The 21,212-nt window shown below is 68.6% G+C and carries 18 protein-coding genes; 5 read left to right on the forward strand and 13 right to left on the reverse strand.

The features are described from left to right. Positions 1-210 precede the first annotated feature (210 nt). The 7 genes from C5E06_RS09615 to C5E06_RS09645 all read right to left on the reverse strand — a co-directional run bounded on the left by C5E06_RS09615 (position 211) and on the right by C5E06_RS09645 (position 11,546). The gene (locus tag C5E06_RS09615) at positions 211-660 is read right to left on the reverse strand and encodes an HNH endonuclease (protein WP_146081347.1); all 450 of its coding nucleotides are present in this window, start codon (positions 658-660) and stop codon (positions 211-213) included. Next, positions 651-1,451 (reverse strand): hypothetical protein, encoded by an 801-nt coding sequence (locus C5E06_RS09620; protein WP_104306716.1) that lies wholly within the window; start codon positions 1,449-1,451, stop codon positions 651-653. Before C5E06_RS09620 ends, C5E06_RS09615 begins: the two co-directional genes overlap by 10 nt. A 163-nt stretch (positions 1,452-1,614) precedes the next feature. After that, entirely contained in the window at positions 1,615-2,304 is a 690-nt protein-coding gene (ssb, locus tag C5E06_RS09625) for a single-stranded DNA-binding protein (protein ID WP_104306717.1), read from the reverse strand. Between the two features lie 188 nt (positions 2,305-2,492). Beyond that, the gene (locus tag C5E06_RS09630; protein WP_104306718.1) at positions 2,493-2,924 is read right to left on the reverse strand and encodes a hypothetical protein; all 432 of its coding nucleotides are present in this window, start codon (positions 2,922-2,924) and stop codon (positions 2,493-2,495) included. Positions 2,925-2,969: 45 nt separating this feature from the next. Beyond that, positions 2,970-4,166, reverse strand: a complete 1,197-nt coding sequence (locus tag C5E06_RS09635) for a hypothetical protein (protein WP_104306719.1) — start codon at positions 4,164-4,166, stop codon at positions 2,970-2,972. Next, on the reverse strand, positions 4,163-8,374 hold the full coding sequence (gene dnaE, locus C5E06_RS09640) for a DNA polymerase III subunit alpha (protein WP_181062927.1): 4,212 nt from the start codon (positions 8,372-8,374) through the stop codon (positions 4,163-4,165). Before dnaE ends, C5E06_RS09635 begins: the two co-directional genes overlap by 4 nt. Positions 8,375-8,381: 7 nt before the next feature. After that, the gene (locus C5E06_RS09645; RefSeq protein WP_104306721.1) at positions 8,382-11,546 is read right to left on the reverse strand and encodes a hypothetical protein; all 3,165 of its coding nucleotides are present in this window, start codon (positions 11,544-11,546) and stop codon (positions 8,382-8,384) included. Positions 11,547-12,367: 821 nt separating this feature from the next. Between C5E06_RS09645 and C5E06_RS09650 the strand changes: the two genes are divergently transcribed. From C5E06_RS09650 to C5E06_RS09670, 5 genes are all read left to right on the forward strand, one after another. Beyond that, positions 12,368-14,023, forward strand: a complete 1,656-nt coding sequence (locus C5E06_RS09650) for a hypothetical protein (RefSeq protein ID WP_104306722.1) — start codon at positions 12,368-12,370, stop codon at positions 14,021-14,023. A 37-nt stretch (positions 14,024-14,060) separates the two neighbouring features. Continuing rightward, on the forward strand, positions 14,061-14,945 hold the full coding sequence (locus C5E06_RS09655; protein ID WP_104306723.1) for a hypothetical protein: 885 nt from the start codon (positions 14,061-14,063) through the stop codon (positions 14,943-14,945). Between the two features lie 6 nt (positions 14,946-14,951). Further along, complete coding sequence (locus C5E06_RS09660) at positions 14,952-15,341, forward strand: hypothetical protein (RefSeq protein ID WP_104306724.1); 390 nt, start codon at positions 14,952-14,954, stop codon at positions 15,339-15,341. After that, positions 15,338-16,282, forward strand: a complete 945-nt coding sequence (locus C5E06_RS09665; protein ID WP_104306725.1) for a hypothetical protein — start codon at positions 15,338-15,340, stop codon at positions 16,280-16,282. Before C5E06_RS09660 ends, C5E06_RS09665 begins: the two co-directional genes overlap by 4 nt. A gap of 94 nt (positions 16,283-16,376) precedes the next feature. Further along, positions 16,377-16,631 carry a hypothetical protein gene (locus C5E06_RS09670; protein WP_104306726.1) on the forward strand — a complete coding sequence of 85 codons (255 nt, stop codon included), beginning with the start codon at positions 16,377-16,379 and terminating at the stop codon, positions 16,629-16,631. Positions 16,632-16,716: 85 nt separating this feature from the next. On the opposite strand, the gene C5E06_RS09675 is transcribed toward C5E06_RS09670, so the two are convergent. Genes C5E06_RS09675 through C5E06_RS09700 form a run of 6 tightly spaced genes read right to left on the reverse strand, consistent with a single transcriptional unit; the run spans position 16,717 to position 21,176 of the window. Next, positions 16,717-17,310, reverse strand: a complete 594-nt coding sequence (locus C5E06_RS09675) for a hypothetical protein (protein ID WP_104306727.1) — start codon at positions 17,308-17,310, stop codon at positions 16,717-16,719. Then, the gene (locus tag C5E06_RS09680; protein WP_104306728.1) at positions 17,307-18,188 is read right to left on the reverse strand and encodes a DUF2637 domain-containing protein; all 882 of its coding nucleotides are present in this window, start codon (positions 18,186-18,188) and stop codon (positions 17,307-17,309) included. Before C5E06_RS09680 ends, C5E06_RS09675 begins: the two co-directional genes overlap by 4 nt. Next, positions 18,185-20,044 carry a UvrD-helicase domain-containing protein gene (locus C5E06_RS09685; RefSeq protein ID WP_104306729.1) on the reverse strand — a complete coding sequence of 620 codons (1,860 nt, stop codon included), beginning with the start codon at positions 20,042-20,044 and terminating at the stop codon, positions 18,185-18,187. The genes C5E06_RS09680 and C5E06_RS09685 overlap by 4 nt, the downstream gene beginning before the upstream one ends. A gap of 36 nt (positions 20,045-20,080) precedes the next feature. Beyond that, complete coding sequence (locus C5E06_RS09690; protein WP_374953230.1) at positions 20,081-20,431, reverse strand: WhiB family transcriptional regulator; 351 nt, start codon at positions 20,429-20,431, stop codon at positions 20,081-20,083. Beyond that, positions 20,428-20,763, reverse strand: coding sequence for a hypothetical protein (locus C5E06_RS09695; RefSeq protein WP_104306730.1), 336 nt, complete (start codon positions 20,761-20,763; stop codon positions 20,428-20,430). Before C5E06_RS09695 ends, C5E06_RS09690 begins: the two co-directional genes overlap by 4 nt. Beyond that, positions 20,760-21,176, reverse strand: a complete 417-nt coding sequence (locus C5E06_RS09700) for a hypothetical protein (protein WP_146081348.1) — start codon at positions 21,174-21,176, stop codon at positions 20,760-20,762. Before C5E06_RS09700 ends, C5E06_RS09695 begins: the two co-directional genes overlap by 4 nt. Positions 21,177-21,212 lie beyond the last annotated feature (36 nt).

Genomic DNA, 21,212 nt, shown 5'->3' on the forward strand with positions numbered 1-21,212 from the left:
ATCGTTCTAAGCCGCAATGGCCTGGCGCTTATCGACCATGTCCTGCTGCGTTTGGTCTCTGCTGCCTGGCTGATGCGTTCCAATCCAAGACCGCAGGACAACCACAGTGCGCTTTCTCACACCACGAGAGGAGCGTTGACGGCGGCAGCCGTACTTCGCTGATTCCTGAGAGGCGTCAAGGTCGCAGCCCAACGCACGGGGTGGCCACGTTCATCGTCCGAACCATTGTCCGGCGGACACGAGCGCGTGGTCGTTCATGTACTTGCGGCGACGAAATCGGAGCCTCGCCGTTTGCAACCGTGATGGGATCTGCGCGGATTTGGATCTGTTGTGGATGCCGCACAGCGCGACGAAGTTCGCCGCGCTCGTGGCCCCGCCCTTGGAGTGTGGGAGCCAGTGGTCGCCGGCGTTCGCGGGCCGCGTGCACCGCACGAACGGCAACCACTCCCCCTCACACCGGCCACCGGCCCGGTCGAACCCGGCGCGGCGGTCGCGATTGCCGTAGAGGCGCTGCGGGTCTCGAGCTTTGCTTCCGCCGCCCTGGGGACCGGTGAGGACCTTGATGACGAGCACGACGAAGACGACGCCGCCGATGAGGAGCGCGGGCTGTTCGGCCGCGAGGACGGTGAGCTGGTCGACGATGGACTGCACTAGCTGCATGCGGCACCTCCGGTGGAGTAGGACACGGATACGGACCCGTCGGCGCTGCCGGTCGCGGAGAACGACTGCCCGGGCTGGCCGAACGCGGTCACGGATGCGGACCCGGCGCCGGTCGCGGACTGCCCCGCAGCGCTCAGCTCGACCGTTCCGCCGCCGGACGCGGTGAACGTGATCGAGAACGCGGCCGGGGCTTGGCAGGACACGGAGATCGACTGCGACGCTCGCCGCGCCGACGGCGCATCCGGGGCCGGGGCTTCGACGGGATCGTTCTGCGGCGCGTCCGGTGCGGGCACCTGGTTCGGCTGCTCAGCGACCGGCGCTGCGACGACGCCGCCACCGTCTGCGGTGGTGGCGCTGGCCTTGGTCAGCGCATGGACGCGGAAGGCTTGGTTATGGCCGGAGAGCGTCGAGTTCGCGGCGATCAGCTTCGCTTCGCTCGTGGTCGGGTCGTCGAGGAGCGCTTGGGCGTCGTTCCGGGCGGTCGTGAGTTCGTCGATCAGGGCTTGGTCCGCGGCGGGAGTCGGGTACTGGGCGAGGAGCTGATCGGCGAGGCGTACCTGTTCGGTGACCGCGTCTCGCGCGGCGGAGCTCGTCGGCGTCACTGGTGTCGTCGTCGTCACTGACGGGGTCGCTTCGGTGACGCGAATGGTGGATGCGGGCTCCACGGCAGAGGACGTGGACGTCGCGACCGCGACTGGCGCCGTCGGGGGTGGAGTGAGCACCTGTGGCACGACGAAAGCCCCGACCGTCACAGCCACGACCACAGCGAGCGTGCCGACGAGCGTGAGCATGCGGGTGCGGGGATGACGAAGGTGCCACGCCAGCTCACCGGCTCGAGTGCGTTCGAGTCGGATCGGGGGTTGCTGGCGTGGCACCGTCGGGGTCCCTTTCGAAGGGGGATGTGCTGAGGGCCACCGTGCGGGGGTGGGGGCGGTGGCCCTCAGCAGTCAGGGGTTAGAACATGCCTCCGTCCGTGGCGCCTGGGCCGAACGGGTTGGCGCCCGCTGCGGGCACGCCCGCGGGGACCGCCTGCTGCTGCGGTGCCTGCTGCTGGACCGGCTGGCCCTGCTGCGCGTACTGCTGGCTCTGGTCGTACTGCTGGGCCGGAGCCTGCTGCTGGACCGGCGGCTGCTGCATCTGCTGCGCGGGCGGTGCCTGGTACTGGCCAGGAGCCTGCTGCTGCGCCGGGGAGTATCCCTGCGCCTGTGCTGCCTGAGCCTGCTGCTGGACGTTGCCGCCCTGCTGGCCGTACTGGGCCTGCGCCTGCGCGTTCTGGTCGGGACGAGCCGACTTGCGGAACTCGGTCGTGCCGAAACGGACGGACGCGCCAAGGTGGTCGGCGGTCACCTCGTAGGAGGTGCGCTTGTTGCCTTCCTTGTCAACGAAGTCGTTCTGGCTGAGCTTGCCGACAAGGATGACTTCCTGGCCCTTGCTGAACGACTGTGCGGCGTGCTCGCCGAGCTCACGCCAGGCGGAGAACCGCATGAACGTCGTCGGGCCGTCCTTCCACTCGTTGGTCTGCTTGTCGAGCACGCGCTCGTTGACGGCGACGGTGCCGTTGGCAACCGCGATGCCGTTCTGCGTGTAGCGCAGCTCGGGGTCCGCGGTGAGGTTGCCGACGTACGTCTGGGGAAGGTTTGCCATGATGCTGTTCCTTTGGTTGATGCGGTGTGGTTCCGTGGCGGCGGAAGTGCTGCTGCGGACGGCGATGCCGGAGCTTGCCTGCTTCCCTATGCGGGGAGCGTGGTTCGGCGGGTGATGCTGCGGTGCCTGGTCTCCTATGCGGGGACCGTTTCTGGCGGGTGTTGCTCGTGCTTCGGTGCCTGCTCTCCCTATGCGGGCACTCGACTTCGGCGCAGCTGCGACTGGAACGCGCGGGCGAGGGTGCGCACGTCCAGGGCACTGATCCCGAACGGCCGCTCGCTGGGGTTCACTGTCGTGACACCGTTGACGGCAAGGGCGAGGGTGCGAGGCAGCCAGGTGTACAACTGCGGGCGGGTCTCTCCGGTCCGGACGATCAGGTCGAGGCCTGGGGCGGCCCTGGTGGTGAGCTCTTCCGCGATCCCGACGTCGATCGCGTCGAGACCGGGGAAGATGCCGTCACCGAGCGGATGCTCCCCCACGCTCTTCGGCGGGCGCACGGACTGGGAGAACGCCCACCGTTCCCGTCCGTGCGCATCGAGTCCGATCCCTGCCACCTCCCAGGGCGAGGTCGAGTCGGTGATCTGCACGTCGAGGATGAGGTGGTGGATGCGGTCGGGCATGGGGTGCGCTCCTGGGGGTGGAGGTGGAAGGGCGGTGTGCTCCCCCTATGCGCCCGCGTCCTCGTACCGGCCCTCGCGAGCTTTCGCGCGCGCCTTCTGCTCCCGCTGCCGGGCGGAGAGCTTGCCGGTGACGGCCTCGAGGATCTGCGCGCGGTGGAACTTGATCGCGCGCGTGGGCGATCGGTGCCCGCGGTGGCACTGGTGCAGGTCCGCGGTGTCCTCGTTCAAGAACCGGCGGCACTTCGGGCACTCGATCACGTCGAAGCGGCGGCGCTTGCCCTTGATGAGGGTCATGTACGCGTGCCCTGGCGTGCTGGAGGTGAGCATGTTCTTCGCGACTTCCGGCGGCACCTTGTACCCGTACTGCCGGCCGGACAGGTTGAACGTCATCTCCGCGGAGTACCGGTTGTAGCCGACGCCTTCGATGAATGTCGACGCGTACTTCGGCGGCTTCTGCGCGGAGCCTGCCGCGTACAGCCGCTCCCGGCGGCCTTCGAGGAGGTCGGTGGTCTGTGCGAGCGCGAGCGACGGGCGGCGGTCTTCGAGGATCGCCTGCACCGCCTCCGACACGTACTCGTTTCGCCCGTCCGGCATCCGCACGCCCGACACGCTCCACGTCCCGTTCGGGCCCGGGGTGATCCGGACGTGCCCCATGACGGTGCCGGCGGGCGTGTTCGCTTCCACGGGTACGTCGAACGTGCGCCCCTTGAGCTCCTTCGCGTACTTTCGGATGCTCGTCGCGCTCGGCATCCGCAGCTGGACCCCGGCGCCTTCGTACTTCATGCGGTGCGTGCGGCGGTTGCCGGAGAGCGCGCGGCCTTCGGTCATGCCGGGCGTGTAGTCGTCGGGCATGATGTCGTACCCGCCGCCCTTGGCCTGTTCAGCGTGCGCGAACGAGTGCGCCCACCATTCCGGGCGGTGCTTCGTCGTCTCCGGGTCGAACGGGTCCGGCGTCGCCTGCGCTTCCGCGTAACCTTCCTCGCGGAGGAGATCTGCGCGGCGCTGAATCGAGGCGCGGCTCTGCTCGCGCAGTTCCTCGCGTTCGTTCGCCTCGCGTTCCTCTCGACGCAGCCGCTCCTCGAGCGCCGACTCCTGCTCAGGTGTGAGCGCGTCAGGGGCGGCCATGAACGCGTCAGGGCTGGGCGTGGAGTGCTGCTGGTAGCCGAACTGGGAGGCGCCGGCGACGCCGTGGCCTCGGGCGGCTTCCCGTGCGAGGCGCTGCTGCTCGGAGAGCTTGTTCATACGGTGGCTCCTTCCAGGAGCGTCGGATCGGCGGGTTCGTCGGCACTGTGTGCGGCGGGTTCGGCCTCGGGGGCGTCGTCGGGGGTGGGCTCCTCGGGCGAGGCGACGACGTACGCGACGACATCCCCCGTCCGGTCGTCCCGGATCGGGAAGCCCTGCAGCTCGCTGACGCGAACCTCTCCGGCCGAGATCTGCGCGGCCAGGTCGAGGTCGATCGCAAAGCCGGCGTTGCGCAGCCGGAGCCGGACCATCGCGGAGCTGAGGTTCGCGTCAACGGCGACAGCCGGGACTGCAGCTCCCGTGCGGACGTCGACGAGCGGGACGGTCGCGTGCTCGGCGAGTTCCGACTCGCGTGCGGCGACTTCGAGCTGCGCTTGCTGGAGCTGCTGCAATCGCGCGGTCTCGGCCGCTTGGGCTGCTGCCGTGGCTTCTGCATCGGCGGCGGCCTCGGCGAGCACGTCCGGGTCCTCGGTGCTCGGGAACCGGATGCCCATGGACGGGGGGTCCGGGAGTCGGTACGTGCCGTCGTCGGCGACCTGGATCTCCTCGAGGTACGAGACGGTGAGCTCCCGCTGGATCGTCGTTGAGACTTCCCCGCTCTCGCGGTCTTCGATTTCCACCTCGCGAATGGATACCCGACCCCGGGCGAGCACGAGCGCTCCCGCGGGCGGCAGGCCTTGCGGGGACTCGAGGTGCTCGGCGAGCCGGTCGTTCCACATGACGCCGTTGATGCGTGCGGAGGAGCCTTCGAGGGTGAGCTGTGCGAGCTTCCCGCCGCGGTACGCGCGAGTCGACACCGATGCCAGGAGCGCGAGCGTGGAGATGCGGGTGCCGTTCACGTCCGGTAGCGCCTGCACCGGCAGCAGCGACGCTCGGAACTGCTCCGGGTTCATCGTGCCTTCCGGCACCCACGAGCGGACCTCGTTCTGGTGGAGCACGAGCGGGTGCGTGCCGAAGCTGATGCCGATGCGGGCGCGTTGACGGATCGCGCGCTCCAGCGTCGACCACTCCAGGGCGGGCACCGGTAACGCGGCGGTCGCGAGGCATCGGCTGACGACGTTGATGCCCAGCCGCGGCCCGTATTCGTCCATCGCGCCCGCTTCCACGAGCGCCTCCAGCATGCGCTTGCCGAGCGTCGCCCGGTTCGCGGTCGGGTCGATCGCCCGGTAGATCGATGGCAGGTCCGGGAAGGTACCGCCGTGCGCTTCGCGGGCGCGGATCAGACCCTCCGCGTCGGAGCCAGCGTCCTTGATCTCGCCGAGGCCTAGACGGACGGCAGGCCCCTCGGGCTTGGTGCTGAATCCCGACTGGTTCACGTGCGGCGGCAGCACCTCGATGCCCTCGGCAGCGATGCCCTCGATGATGCGCACGCGGCGTTCTGAACTGTCGACGGTCGCCAGCAGCGCGGCCCCGTAGGCAGCAGGCCAGTTGGCTTTCACGTAGGCGGTGTCGAACGTCGTGCGGGCGTAGGCATAGCTGTGGCTGGCGTTGAACGCGTAGCTGGCGTTGACCTTGATGGCCTCCCAGAGGCGACCGGCGGTGGCCGCGCTGAACGCCGGGGAGATGACCTCGCCCGTCTCGTCGCGGTACTCCCGCGTGGCCCGCTGGACCCAGCTGAGACCGATGGCGTCCATCTCGGACTTGATCTTCTTGCCGATCGCTTTGCGGAGCTTCGACCGTTCAGCGGCGTCGAAGCCCGCGACGACCTGCCCGAGCTGCATGATCGACTCCTGGAAGATAAGTAGCCCGTGAGTCTTGCCGAGCACCCCGTCGATCCAGCGTGCCTCCTCCGGGTCGTCGGTGAGGTAGCCGTAGTCGATCGCCTCGAGCCCGTGCTTTCGGGCGCCGTAGTGCTGGTGCATGCCGACGCCCATTGGGCCGGGGCGGTAGAGGGCGAGGATGGCGGAGAGGTCGTCCCAGTTCTCGGGCTTGATGTCTTCGGAGAGAGCGGTGATGCCGTCGGATTCGAGCTGGAAGACGCCGCTGGTCTTGCCCTCGCGCAGCAGCCGGTAGGTGGCGTCCACGCGCGGGTCGCCCTGCGTGTTCGGGTGCGGGATCTCGTCGTGAGCGAGTTCGATGCCCTCGAACTCGCGCAGGTACTCGAACGCTTTCGCGAGCCCGTCGAGGTTGGCGAGCCCGAGAATATCGATCTTGCACAGACCCAGCGCTTCGACGTCGCGGCCGTCCCAGGCGGTGTAGCGCAGCCCGTCTTCGTTGACGCGGACCGGGACGAGCTCGGCCACGGGCACGTCGGAGACGAGGAACCCGCAGGCGTGGACGCCGAGAGTGGACACGAGGTCCTCGAACGCTTCGGCGAGCTCCACCACGCGGGCGGCGTCTTCCCCGCCGACGGCGACCGCGGACCGGAACGACTCTGCGTCTGCTCTGGCGGGGTCGCGGAGCTTCGCGAATGTGAGCGGCTTGCCGCCGTCGATCGGGACTTCCTTCGCGAGGGTGTCGCCGACGCGGGTGAGTTCCAGCACGCGGGCGGCGTCCTTGATGGCCTTCTTGGTGCGGGCGAACCCGAACGTGCCGATGCGGGCGACGTACTCGTTGCCGTACTTCCTGCCGAGGTAGGCGAACACCTCGTCGCGGCGGGCCGCCTCGAAGTCGGAGTCGATGTCGGGCATGCCTTTGCGGCCAGGCTCGAGGAACCGCTCGAAGAGGAGGTTGTGCTCGAGCGGGTCGATGGTGACGATGCCGAGGCAGTACGAAATCATGCTGCCCGCGGCGCTGCCACGACCGGGGCCGGTGAGGATGCCTTGCGAGCGGGCCCACGCCATCATGTCGGCGACGATGAGGAAGTAGTCGGTCATGCCCATCTGGGCGACGACGTTGAACTCCTCCTGGAGCCGCGCGCTGACTTCCGCGGGCCGGTCGGGGCCGTAGATGCGCGTGGCACCCTCGTTGATGAGGCGCACGAAGTACGCGGTGGTGTCCGTTTCGCCGTCCGGGAGCGGGAACTTCGGGAGGCGGATCTTGGATTCGGGGAGCACGTCTTCCGAGGCGAGCGCTGCGATCTCGCCGGCGGTCGTGACGGCGTCCTGCCACCATTGCTCGGGGCGCTTGGCGCGCATCTCCTGCTCGGACGCGAGGTGGAACCCGGCGCCATGGAAGGCGTACTTGGGGTTCGCGAGGGTCGACTTCGACTGGTGCGCAAGCCACGCGGCGTGGGCGGTGTCCGCGTCCGGGCGGACGTAGTGGGCGTCGTTGGTCGCGACCATGCGCACGCCGTGCTCAGCGGCAAGCTCTGCCGCTTCCGGGAGGACGCGGGATTCGGCGTCGACGCCGTGCTCCATCACCTCGACGAACACACGCTCGGTGCCGGCGATCTCCACGAGCCGGCGGAGGGTGTCGGTCGCGCGTGCTCGGTCGCCGCGGCTGAGGGAGCCGAGGAACGCGCCGCCGAGGCAGCCGGTGAGGATGACGAGCCCCTCGTGATGCTCGGCGAGCAGCTCCAGGTCGATGCGTGGCTTGCCCTGGTGCTTGGACAGCTCGGCCGCGTTGGAGAGCGCGAGCAGGTTCGACCACCCGGTCTCGTTCGTCGCGATGAGCGTCAGGTGCTCGTGGAAGCGTTTCTTGAGCTTCCGCGGAGGCGCGAGGAAGGTCTCACGCAGGGAGGCGAGGGCGTCCAGTGCGTCGCTCAGGGTGACGGGGCCGTCCTCTGTGCCGTCCGGCAGCTCGGTGCCAGGCTCGGCGATGAGTGCTCGGAATGCTTCGCTGTTGTCTGTGAGGTGCGAGTAGTCGGAGAGGAGCTCGACCGTGACGTCCCCCTCGTCGGACCGGAGGAGGGCTTCGATGACGGAGACCCGTCCGAGCGCTCGAGCTCGCTCTTCCTCGCTGAGCTGGTCGAGGGCGAGCGCATCGCTCGGGCTGGCCTTGTCCCCCGCACCCGGTTTGCCGTCGCCTTCGTCGGCCGAGGAGTCGTCGGCGGGGATCTCGATGAAGTCGCGGTCGAAGCGGGACCCGACGGCCACGTACGTTTCCAAGCCGGCGAGGACCTTGATGCCGTGCTCGCGGCCCGCTTCGCTGAGCTTCCAGATGCCGGCGAGGGTGCCATGGTCGGTGATCGCGACGGTGTTCTGGCCGATGGAGGCGAGGTAGTCGAACATGTCGTTGCTCGCCATCCCGTCCAGGAGTGAATACTCCGTGTGGACGTGCAGATTCGCGAACGGGACAGGGGTGGCGGCGGTGCTGGTGTCGGTCATGGTCGTCCTATGCGGCCGGGTTGGCGTCGGCGCTGTCGGCGTCGAACTCGTGGTCGTTGTCATCGTCGTCGTCGTCGTCGTTGGCGAAGAACGCGTCGACGTCGAGGAGGGCGTCGAGGTTGACGGGGATGCCGTAACCGCGCACACTTCGGACCCCGGGGGCAGGGGCGCCGGAGCCTGCGGATCGCAGCGTGATCTGGACCGTCACGCCTTGCTTATTTCGCGGTGGAGCCGCCGGCGAGATGCCGCCCTGGTCCCAGACGTCGCGCCAGCCCACGGTTGCGCCCATGCCGGGCTGAATGAGGGTGGCGTTGTAACGCTTTGCTTCGTTGAACGCGGTGTCCCGGTCGAGGAGCACGGCGAGATGGGTGGCTTTGCCTCGGCGGATCTCGACGAGCTGGCCGATGCGGGTGCCACGTGGCACCCAGGCACCGTCCGCGCCGCGGCTCGCGTCGAAGACCCAGCCGAGCCGTTCGTTGAGTCGGTTGTTTTCGATGCTGTTGGTGGGAAATGGCGGCATGCCTGCCTGGTCGGGGTTGGTGAGATGGGCTCTGCCGGCCGCGAGGGTGTTCCCCAGCGCGCGCAGGAGGAGCTTGCCCGGTGATGAGTTGCGGCTGCTCTCCACGGCGTCCCCGAAGAGGCCGTAGATCTCTTTGGTGAGGGAGGTGGGGCTGGTGACGTTGAGCGCTTGCATGACGTCCTCGTCGGCGCCGAGGCCTGCCCAGTGCCCGAGGGTGTGCATTACGTCGAAGACCTGGGCGAACTCGGCCGCGTTGTCTCCCTGCCGGGTCGAGTCGGCGTGGGACATGCCGAGGCGGAGCATGTGCTCGGTCGCGGCCCTGCGCACGTTCTCGTAGATGTCGTCCGTGACATGCGAGACGATGTCGGTCCAGTCGAGCGGCGCGTAGTCGCCGTGCAGGTGCCAGAGGCGGATCATCGCCGCGGACATGCGGGCCTGGGTGAGGTCGCTGGTGAAGAACGTCTTGAGTGCGCGCACCGCGGCCGGGTCGTCGCCGAACACGCCTCGAGCGCCGACTTCCAGCTGGAGGGTGCGCTGGCGCACCGAGTCGGTCTGGAACTCGTTCTCGCTGGTGATGATGAACTGCGCACGCGGGTTGTTCGGCGCGCGCTGCTCGAGGTCAGCGCTGCCGCGTCCCTTGCCCTGTCCGTTGAAGACGCTGCGGATGAAGTCGGAGAGCTTCTGCTCCTGGGTGACCGCCGTGCGGGCGTCGACGGCGGCGGCGAGGTCGTCGGCGACCCAGATCGGGGTCCGCGAGACGTTGAGCTCGGTCGCCACGAACGTGTCGCCGGCACCTCCGGGCAGGGAGGCGACCCACGAGTTGCCCTTCTTCTGCCACGCACCCATGATCGCCAGCGCGAGGTAGCTCTTCCCGGACTTGGGAGGTCCGAACAGGGACAGGGTGACGCTGGGGCGGGTGGGCAGGGTAGGCCGGAACATAGTCGCCCACGCGACGGCGCCGAACTTGCGGTGCGCGAAGGCTCCGGAGGCGAACCAGTGCGCGTACATGCTGCGCAGGTCATCGCGGATCTGCCGCTTGTACTCCTCGACAGACAAATCCCGGTAGGTGTCGACGACGCCGAACCGTGGGGCGGCGGGGATGGATCTGCTGGAGACACCGGGGAGCGTGGACTGCTCGTCCGTGGCGTGGCGGGCGATGCGGATGTCGCCTGCGATAAAGACCGGGCTACCGCTTGCGGTGGGGACGTAGCCCATCGTCTCCCAGGCGCCTTCGCTGGCGATCTCCCCGCGGCGGTTGGACTTCACGGCTTTGAGCCACTTGTTGTCGAGGTCGGTGAAGACCGGGTGCCCGGTTACCGGATGCGGGAGGATCATCCGGTCGTCGAAGCGGGGCGACCACATGGCGGGGCTGGTGCCGAGCATCTCGCCGGGGCCGATGATCGTTTCCGTGAACGTCTCGCCGTTCTCCACCCAGCTCACCTCGATGCCCACTTCCACGCGGAGCGCGCCTCCGTCCACTTCCGCGTCGATCAGGCCGGTCTGTCGCTCGGTCAGGGTCGGCTGCCGGAGGGTGCGAACGTACTTCACGCGGCCGCCCATGTTGATGACCCGGTCCCAGTAGAGCTCCTGGGTGAGGGCGCTCTGCACGTACTCCTCGACGAAGGTGCCGTCTTCGGACACGCGATAGTCCCCCTTGCGGTATCCGGTGTCTTCTGCGGCGACGGGGGCATCCGGGAGAATCTCGCTAACGCAGGAGAGGGCGTCGCTCCAGCTGCCGACGCGGCTGAGGAAGTCGTCCATGCCGAGCCGCTCGTCTCCGACGTAGTTGACGGCTTCCATGCGGAGCATCGCTTCTGGCCCGTCGAGGTCGACGAGCTTGGGGATGCCGTGCTTGCGCTCGATGAAGTCGTAGAGCTTGCGCGCCTGGTTCCACACGTTGCGGTTGCGGCGCACGTCGCCGTCGAAGGCGATGAGGCCTGTGCGGTTGTGGAAGACGATCTCCACGAGCCCTTCGACGTTGTTCCAGTTGCCGACGCCGATGAGGCCGATGACGAGGACGCGCTTTGCGCTCGGCACTCGGTCCAGGAGTGCTCGCAGCGCCAGCCGGTCCGTGCGGCGGTCCCCGCTGGTCTGCGACAGCTCTGCGTCGGTGACACCAGCGCTGCGGAGGATCGCGGTGAGCGTGGAGTCGGCTTTCAGCGCGCCCTCGACGAACAGGATCGTTGGCGCGTCCATCAGCCAGCTCGGCGGCACCGACGGCGACATGTCGAACGTCGATCGTCCCTTCGCCTCCAGTAGGTACTTGCGGGCCTTCCCGTTCTCGACCAAGGGTTTCGAGGGCCGGTACTGGAACTGGAGCGGCATGACGTCGACGCCGGCGGCGTTCACGTCCTGCAGGTCGTACCAGGGGATGACAAGCGTGTCCTCGCCCGCAGCTCCGCGCTCGAGCATGTCGGTCTGCTGCTTCGGCGGGCGCCCACGTCCGCTCTTGCGCATCTTCCTGACGCGCTTGAGGTCGTCCTCGTCGACGACAGTGTCGTAGCCGCGGGCTGCCGCCACGAGCGGGGCGACGCCGGAGTCCGCAAGCTTGCGTGCACCGGACCCCCGCGCGATGGCGTGGAAGTGTTCAGCCAACCATGGAGTGAGAGGCTCGAGCTCGGACAGGTTGGCGATGGGCGAGGGGTTCGTCATGGAGAACCTATGCGGGCGATCGGTCCGGTCGGTCACCCGAGCCGGGGCTGTCCGCACCGTTGCAGGCGACACGCCGGGAGGGCGTGGCCCGGGCAAAGAGTGGAGAGCCAGCCTTCCCGACACGCCCGGCGTGACGTGCCCAACCGGAGCACGCGGCGTGTCGAATGCTGACAACTCCCTGTGAATCAGGCAAATCGGAGAGCAAGTATCACTTGCAACGCCTCCGAGAAGCAAGCAACGCGAAAGTGTACCCGATCTGGGCGTTTGCACCCGTTTCTTGCGAATCTCGCGATGTGCCGCTCGGCAAAGTACCTATATAGGAGAAGGGAAATAAAAATAAGGAATTAAAGGGGTATTTTCCCCTTTAATATATATATATATATATAATATATACTTTCTAAAAGTAAGTAAAGTAAGTAATAGGGGAGTTGCCCTACTGCCGACTGGGATCGGCGGCAAGCAACGGAACAAGCAACGGGCGAAAACAGCAAGCAATGCTCCAAAACGGCAAGTAACGGGGCACTCGGCAGGGTCCGAAACCGGTCGATCGAGACCGCCGAGCAGCCCAGCCGAGACCCTCGAATTTCCCGGCGATCCCCGGAACGGCGCGGATCCACGGAACCGATCGCCGACGGCCGACGGGAGTCGCCGGGTTGCGCCGTCGGCCTGGCCGGGGTAACTTTTCGGCAGCTGGGACCAGCCCACCGGTCTGTCGAGTCAGAGCCACGCCCCCAGCCCCGCACGCACCACCCACGCCCGCCGCGAGCCACCTCTCGCCGCGGGCGTTCGTCGTTTCCGGCCGGTCCCCGCATAGGGTGCGCATGACCGCCACTGCTCCTGCCCCTGTCTCTCACGCCCTCGGTGTCGTCGATGCCCCTCAGCTCGCCGACGCGCTCCGCAACCTCAACTTCGATGTCGTCGACGCTGTTGTGGAGACCCTTGAGCCGGAGCTCATGTCTGCCGCCACGTCTCGCGGCCCGTTCCGAGTCCTCGTCGCCGCCCCGCTGGGTGGCGTTTCGGCGGATCCCGCGGCGTTCCTTGCGCGCATCGTCGGCCAGGTCACCGTCGTCGTCCTGCATGCCACTGACGACGACCTGGCTTCGCACTCACTCCCGGGCGCGCATAACCTCGTCCGACCCGTCACCCTCAACCAGGTGCTGGGCATCCTCGGCTACCAGCAGCTCGGCGACGCCCGCGGGGACGCGCCCCTGGACGCATATGTTCCGCCGGCCCCGGAACCGGTCGCGCTGCCACTCCCGATGGCACTCCCCCAGCCGATGCCGCTGCCAGCCCCCGCGCCCGCAGCCGCCGCAGGATTCGCTCTTCCCGCGACCCCGGCGCCTGTCGCCGCACCTGCTTCCGAGTCCCCTGAGCCGCCGGTCTACGTTCCCCGTACATCACCGCAGGCCGCACCTGTCGCCGAACCGGCCCATGCTCCCGTACCTGCACCCATCGCTGAACCCGCTCGCGCACCTGCACCTGCACCTGCACCTGCACCTGCGCTCAAGCAGGGTGACGCCGGCGACGGCCTGTTCGCCTCCTGGGCTCCCGCCAGTTCTCGAGCCCCGCTGCACCCGGCGGGCGCAGAGGTCCCTCGGGAGACGCGGACGATCATCGTGTCGGCCGGCAAGGGCGGTGTGACGAAGACGACGCTGAGCTTGCTGCTCGCAGCCCTCGCATCCGAAGTGCTCGGCGCGGATGCGCGCGTGCTCTACATCGACGGGAACCGCGGCCAGGGCGACACCCAGGTCCTGCTGAAAGTGCCAGCCGGCACGATCCCGACGGTGCACGACATGGCACACACCCGTCCCGCCGATGTCGTTTCCACCCCGTCGCAGGTGAACGCCGCCCGAGGCGTGCTCGGCAAGAACCGCCCAATCGGGTTCCACTACGTGCCCGCTCCCCCACGCGGGTACGGCGGCGCGGACCGCACACCCGCCTCGTCATACCGGGCGCTGCTGGACTGGGCGCAGGGGCGCTTCGACGTGGTCGTCATCGACACGCAGATGCTCGAAGACTCACTCACGGACCTCGAACGCGACGTGTGGATCCCGGAGTACCAGCGCCGCGGCGCGTGGCTGGTCGCGCTCACCGACGAGTCCCGGATGGGGTTCAACGGGCTGCAGCGCATCCTCGACGCGTACACGCACGGCTCCGACTCCAGCCGGGCCGTGTTCGTGAACGCGCTCCTCGCGCCAGAGACCGAGTTCACCGACGAGATCGAGCACCAGTGGCGAGCCGCTCTCGCGGGACGCGCGGATCACTTCGGCGGCACCACCGCGGAAGACCCGAGCTTCGAGGGCCTCCTGAACGCGGGCGCGTTCGACCCGCACCACCCCGCCGTCTACGCCACCGTCGCCAACCTGCTGCACCTCGCCACAGGCCGCGACGAGTTCGAGCTCCCCGACGACACCGAGACCGACGACTCCTCCGGCGCACGCGGCGGGCTGTTCCGGAAGCTGTTCGGCAGGCGGTAACCACACCTGGAACCGTGCGCTCGCGCATAGGTTCCCCATGCACCCCGCCGCCGCCACCGACGCTGACCCTGACGCCACCCCGGACGCCCGCACCCCCGTCGCGCATCTGCTCGCGCGCATGCGGATCGGCGCGGACCTCGCCCGACTGGGCCCGTCGGCGGGCTCGAGTGTGGCGGTCGCCGTCCTCCCCAGCTTCGCGAGCATCAACGGCCGTCCGGCCTGGGTGACCTGGAGCGGACCCGGAGAGCTGCGGTCCGTGGCCCCGGGTGGCACGCGCCTGACCTGGTCCGTGCGCGGCTCGTCGAGCTCACCCGTGCTGAGCGGCACAGGCGAGCTCGACGAGCACGGCGTGTGGACGGGAGAGCTGCCTCCGGGAGCCGTCAACCCTCGGGCGTTCTCGCCGCACGCGCAAGCTCTGGCCTCGTTCGCGGCAGACGCGGCGATGGCGCAGTGGGAGCTCGTCCAGCGCCTGGCACCGAACCTCGCCTACCTTGCCCGCGCCTATACCGCCGCGCAGTTCGTCCTCCTCGACACGGACCCGCTCGTGCGCCACCTGCGGTTCGGCATTTCCTGGCGCTCCGCCCCATCTCCGCTCGGGCGAGCTCTCGCCGAACTCGTCGCCACCGATGACCTTGCCCGTTCGGACGTCGACGCCGGGGTTCTGACCCTCGTCGGCGACCTCGTCCGGCGCCGCATCGATGAGGCCGTCCACGACGTCGATCTGAGCTCGGTCCTCACCCGCGTCCGGGAGTCCCCGGCGCCGTCGCTGGCCGAGCTGATCCAGCTGTGGTCGATCGCGAACCCGACGCTGCAGGTGCACCCCGAAGCGTTCGTCGCAGCGATCGCGCGCGCCACTGCGCTCCCGCCATCCCTGGCCACCTCGCTTGCCGAAGACGCGGCCCGACACCCGCAGGCCGGGTGATCACGCGTGGATGCCCTGCTCCTGAACGAGCGCAAGGACGAGATCCGTCAGCTCCGCGCCGCCGAGCTCACCCGTCTCGCCGACCGCACCTCCACCCTCGACGACCTCCTCGAGCGCGCCAGCACGCCAGAAGGTGAGCCGCTGCGCCGGTTGCGGATCCTGCAGGTGCTCGTCACAGCTGGGGTCGCGAACGCGGTCGCTGTTCGCGCGATCCGGCTGGCCGTCGATGAGGTCGAAGAGAGCGTCGATCGGCCGACGACGCTGACGCTCGCGTGGCTGATGGATGCCCGCTCCGGCGCGCGGCGTCTGGACGCGCTCGGAGACGCACTCACGGACCGTGAAGTCGCTCCCGGTCGCGGATACCCGTTCGCGGCTCCCTCACGGGTGCGGCGATGACGGCGCGCACGAGAGGGGCCCGGTCCCGTCCGGAGTTCGATGAGCGCACCCTGTCTCGGCAGATCCTGCAGATCGCGCACGCCACCACACCCGACGAACGGCGACGCCTCGCGGCCGCGGTTGCCGATCACGCGGTGCGCTCCGGGATCCTCAAGTCGTGGACGGAGGTGTTCCTCGCGAAAGGCCAGGCGCTCGGGGCGAACGACGAGACGTCGGCGATCATGTCGAAGCTGGACGTGCAGCAGATCGTCGCCGAGTCCCTCCTGACCCGCCTCATCGCAGTCAGCCCGGCCGACTACGTGAAGGTGCAGAAGTGGTCCGGGTGGCTGTTCATGCGGGCCCGTGAGGCTGTTCGGGACAAGCGCGAATCGTCCGAATACACGTACGCGTCCGGCATGGTGACGCTGCTGCGGCGCCGCAAGATCATCCAGACAATCACCGGCCAGCTCACGCGCGACCTCGGCCGGGAACCGACCCCCGCGGAGGTGATCGCCGCGTCGAAGCGGCGCGGAAACGAAGCCTCACGACGACGAGCGGGCATCGAGCTCACCCTCGCCGACTTCGACGACGCCGCCGTCACCCCGATGGCGGTCACCGCGGACGGTGGCGACCCTTTCGCTGAGCTCCCGTCTGCTGGCGAGACGCCGGAGGATGCGGCGCAGGAGTCCGAGAGCGACGCCAACGCTCGGAAGCTCGCAGCCGAGCTGCTGGAGCGTGCACTGGCGCTGGCAGGAGCCGCTGGTGCGCCCGTGCCAGCGGAGCTGGACACTGTCGGCGCCGCCTGGCTCGACCTCGTTCTCGAGGGGGTGCAGCAGCCGCGAACGGCGGACCTTGCCGAACGCACGGGGCTCGAGCGCCGACTGGTGGACCCGGCCTTGAAGCGGTGGCGGACGCTGCTCGTGCAGGCGCGGGCGCAGCTGACGCTCCCCGCGGCGTCGTAAACCCCTCTGCCGCCGCCACTGAGTGTCTTCCAGGTGCCCTGGTCGTCGTGCGTTCTAGACTCGTGGCAACTCGACAACGACGTGGGAGGCAGTCATGAAACTCAGGACCAAGCTCGGCGCCGCACTCTTCGCGGCCGCACTGGTGACAGGCGTCGGCGCCACCTCCGCTCAGGCCGCCTATCAGACGGGGCACCTCGTTCAAGGGCCGACCATGGCGGCATGCCAGACAAGCCTCAACAACGCGGTCAACACCTACACCAACGCCGGGAAGACGGTCACCCACATCTCAAAGTGCGTGCGGAATAGCGCGAATAAGTACACGGGCGCGGTCTTCGTACGGACGTACTGATCTCAGCCCACATCACAGCCCCGGTGTAGGAATGTACATTCGCACATTCCTACACCGGGGCTGTTGCTGTCCTGCCGGGCGCGCCCTAGAAGATCCGATCCTCGAACGGGTCGGGCAGGAAGAACCTGCCGTGCCGGTCCTCGGCGATGTCCTTCTCGTCGGTGCTGCGGGGCGAGAGGAACGCATGGCCGTCCGTGACCCAGTAGATGGTGGTGCCGATGTCGCCTTCGGTGAGGAGTTGCTGCCCGGCTTTGTCCCAGTCGATGAGGTTGAACGGCCAGTCGGTCATGTCGAGCACGGGCCGGTAGGTGCCGGGGATGTGGTCGAGGTTGTGGTGGACCTTGAACGCGATCGCGCGGGCGACGCCGGCGAGGGTGTCGTGCTTGCCGAGGTAGCGCAACCACAGCCCGGCCAGCCATCCGCTGGAGGTGAGGTCCTTCGTCGCAGCCTCGAGCTCCGGGAGTGGTTCGTACTTAAGGAGGTCGTCGACGACCTGCTCGGTGATCGGGAGCGGCCCGTGCACCTGCTGCTGGTAGGCGAGGTGCTCCAGGAACGTGGACCCTGCCCCTGGGATGGGGATCCCTCCGAGATCAATGGTCGGCTCCGGCGGCAGGTGCGCGTCCTCGATGCCGTCCGGAGCGTAATCGGGCGTTGGCGAGTGGAACGATGCGTCGGTCATGGCTGGGCGGGGCTTTCGGTGTCGGCGACCGCGTTGGCGGCGGGCGGGTTGGCGGGTTCGAGATTCCCGTCCGGGGTCATGAACGAGTAGCGCTGTCGGCCGGGCTTGACCGAGTCTTCCACGACGGCGGGATCCTCGGCAGAGATGGCCTGGGCTGTCGGCTCAGGAGCGTCGGCCTCTGCTGGCGTCGCCTCGACGATCGCCGCCTCGGCCTCCGGTGCCTGCTCCTCCGTCTCCTCGTCGCGGTCGGATGGCGGAGTGAAGATGAGGCGGGTGATCTCTTCCGCGGAGAACAGCGCGGCGAGGGGTGCGCCGACGGCGATGAGCGCGCCGAACCACGCCTCGCGCTGGGTGAAGTCCCACTCCCAGTAGCTCGCGGCGTGGGCGAAGTTGATGGCGACGCTGACGGCGGTGAACCCGCACAGCACGAGCATGGTGCGCACGACGCTCTCTCGACGCCAGCGGAGAATCGCGAGCGACAGCGTGTACCCGAGGATCGCGCCGTCGATGAACACCGGGGCGAGCCACTGCACGGAGCTGGGGATGCCCGTCCAGATCGCCGCTTCCGCGATCGCGGCGTAGGAGAACACGTAGGAGGCGCCCATGATCATGATGATGAGCAGGATCGCGAACGCGCCCACCCCGTACCGGTCAGGGCTGATGCGCGCCGCCCGCGGGACCTTCGGGGTCGCGACCGGTGCCGCTATGGCGACGGGAGGCGTTTCGACCTCTGGGGTGGTCGCCTGCGGTGCAGGAGCTGCCTGCGGTTCGGGGGCGATGGTCTGCTGCTCGGACACGGCGATGGCCCTTTCCGGGGTCGGCTCGGCAATGCCTGGCGCGTATTGGGTGACGGCGTGGGGCGTGGCGATGGTGGTCATGAGGCGCTCCTCGTCGGGGCCTGCGCGCGCTGGCGAGCGGCGACTTCAGCGATCTTCGCAATGGTGGTGGGCAGTTCGTGCTGAACCCAGAGGGCGACCATCGCCCGCAGCTCCGCCTCCGGCACGGCGGCGGCCGCGTCACTCAGCGGCACGGCCGCAGCACTGACGGGCGCGTTCACGACCTGCGCGATGAGCTCCTGCAGCACGATCTGCGACGCCGATGCCTGGGGCGCCACGTGGTTCGGGACGACGGCGGCGGCTGGTGCGGGGACGAACGCGTCCGGGGTGAGGGTGATGACCTCGCGCGGCGCGGGTGGTGCCGCGATCGGCCTCGGGACCTCGACGACGGGGCCGCTCGAGCTTTCGATGCCGCCTTGCCAGTCTTTCGCCCAGGCGAGCTCGGTCGCATCGAGGTGGTCCTTGGCGCGGGTGACGGCGACGTACGCGAGGCGCGCCTCTTCCCGGCGGATGGGCTTCGGCTTGCCATCGTCGTCGTGGCCGGGCTCGTAGAAGTCGTTGTGGATGCGCACGCGCGACCATTCCAGGCCCTTCGCGACGTGCGCGGTGGACACCGTCACGTCAGCGTCGTCAGGGTTCGCCGTGCAGGACTCGATGGCCTTGATGACGGTGCGCGCGGTGTACTGGTCGACGATCTTCACCAGCGGCTCAAGCTCTCGCAGTTCGCCGGACTCGACGAGGTTCTGCACCTCGCTCCAGCTCGCGAAGCTCGACAGGTCCCGGTGGTTCGTTTTGCCGCGCTCCTGCAGCTGCTCGCACGCGGTGGCGAGCTCCAGCAGCGTCTTGGCCTGGTTCTGGCCGGCGACGTGCACCTTCTTGCCTCGCTCCTGTTGAGTCATGATCGCGCGCAGGCTCCCACCGTTGGATCGGGCGAGGATCCCGTCGGGAGTGCCGCTCATGCGCCCGATCTGGCCGGACTTGCCGGGCAGTCCCGTCAGTCGCAGGCTCGCGTCGAGCCCGTCGAGCCACCAGTTGGCCTCGGTGGCGATGGTCTCCCCGAACCGGAACGAGGTGGTCAGCTGGAGGATCTGCCCGCCGAACGCGTCCATGCTCATGGAGGCACCACGCCAGCCATAGATCGCTTGCTCCCTGTCTCCCACTGCCACAATTTGCGTGTTCTGCTGGGCTTTCAGCGCCTGGATAATCACGGGGTTCGAGTCCTGCGCCTCGTCGAGGAAGATCGTGTCGTACGGCAGCTGCGGGCTGCTCAGTGCCCACTGCTTGAGGTAGGTGTCGTGGGTGAAGGGGAGCTTGCCGTCGTTCCAGACGAGGTCCTCCCACGCGGCGATCGTGCACGTGTGCAGGTGAGCTTCGAGGAAGGCGCGGTCCTCTGCGACGATCAGGTCAGCCCACGCTGGCAGGGCTGGGGCAACCTCGATGATCTGCGTGACGCCGGAGTTCAGGAACTTGTTCAGCGTCTCGGTGACGAGCTTCGTCAACTGCTCACGCGAGAGGGTGCGGCTGGGCTTGTCGGCGCCGTCGACGAGGCGGACGGTCATGGCGTCGTCGGTGCCGTAGATCTTCGAGCGCTGCGCCCACGGCATCATGCGAGGTCCCGTGTTCATCCGCTCTTTGCGCGGCGCTCCGTGACTCGGGTAGGCGAGGGCGTGCATGGTCTTCGCGACGACGCGTGTGCCGGCGAACTTCTGGGCCGCGTCGGTGGCGATCGCACGGTTGTAGGCGAGGTAGAGGCTGCGGCGGTGCTGGGTCGCGTCAGCGATGAAGGTGAGCGTCGCCGTCTTGCCGGTGCCCGCTCCCGCCTCGATGGTGAGGTTCTGGCCGGTAGCGGCGGCGGCGATGATGGCGGCCTGCTCGGGGGTGGGTGTTCGCGCGGACATGCGGCTCCTGAGATTCGACGGGTTGGGTCGCTCTCCCTATGCGGGCATGCTCCTGCGGGTCCGGCGCTTGAGGCTGCGCCGCCCCGACTCGTCGAGCCCGCCCCACACGCCGTCGTTGTGCCGCTCGGCGAGGGCGAGTGCCAGGCACTGCTCCCGCACCGGACAAGGCCGGCACACGCGTTTCGCTTCGGCCCGCTGCGCCTTGCCTGCAGGGGTGGACGCAAGATCCTCGGGGAAGAACAGGTCCGGGTCTGCATCTCGGCAGGCGCGCAGATCACGCCAGTTCGACCCGTCCGCTCGGATGACTGGCGCGGACGGCGATGGCAACCGAGGCGGAGCGGCAGCAGGTGCCGGGGATGCGAGGGTCGGCATCAGGATCGCCGTCATGCGCCGGTGGCAGGTACGAGGCGCAGGTCGGGGCGTCCGTGCTCGGCGGGTGACTGCTTCGCGCGTTCCGCGTCGGCCTGGCGTCGGTGCTCTTCTTCGTGGAGCCGGGCCCTGACCACCTGCACGTGCTCGTCGAGGGAGATGAGCAGGTGCGCGAGTTCTGTCGCGTCGTCGAGCTCCAGGCGCACGGGTTCGGACCCGAACACGTCGATGACGACGGCCCCGCCGACGATCTTCGGGGTGCGGTCGATCTCGATGGTCACGGCCGCGCTCGAGCCGATGGCGGTCGTGCCGGCGAACTCACGGAGGCTGCGGTCGGTGATCGCGCTCATGCGGCTGCTCCTGGGGTGAGGTCCTCGGATGCTCGGGCCCACAGGACCAGTGTGGTGGCGACCATGAGGGCGTACCAGCTGAGGCTCGCTACGACGTCGCCGTGGACGAAGCCGGCACGGACGCCGAAGATCGCGGCACCGATCATGACCAGCGCGGCGAGTACAAATGTCGCTCGGTCCACGAGCCGGTCGAACGCTCGGCTGTTCGCGGCGGATGTCGTCAGGAGGCCCGTCAGTAGCGCGAAGGCGAGGATGGCGGTGAAGCCGACGTTGGCGCCGATCCATGCGTAGGCGAAGAGCGTCACCGTCTGGATGACGGCGGTTGCGAGGATCAGTGCTCGCACCGCTCCGGGAGCAATGCGGCGGAGGGCGTCCGGAGCGATCGGCGGGCGGAGAGCTGTGGGGAATCTCATGCCGACCCTATGCGCGGGATGCGCAGGTCCGCGCCC

Source organism: Pseudoclavibacter sp. RFBI5 (assembly GCF_002931395.1).
GTDB lineage: Bacteria > Actinomycetota > Actinomycetes > Actinomycetales > Microbacteriaceae > Pseudoclavibacter.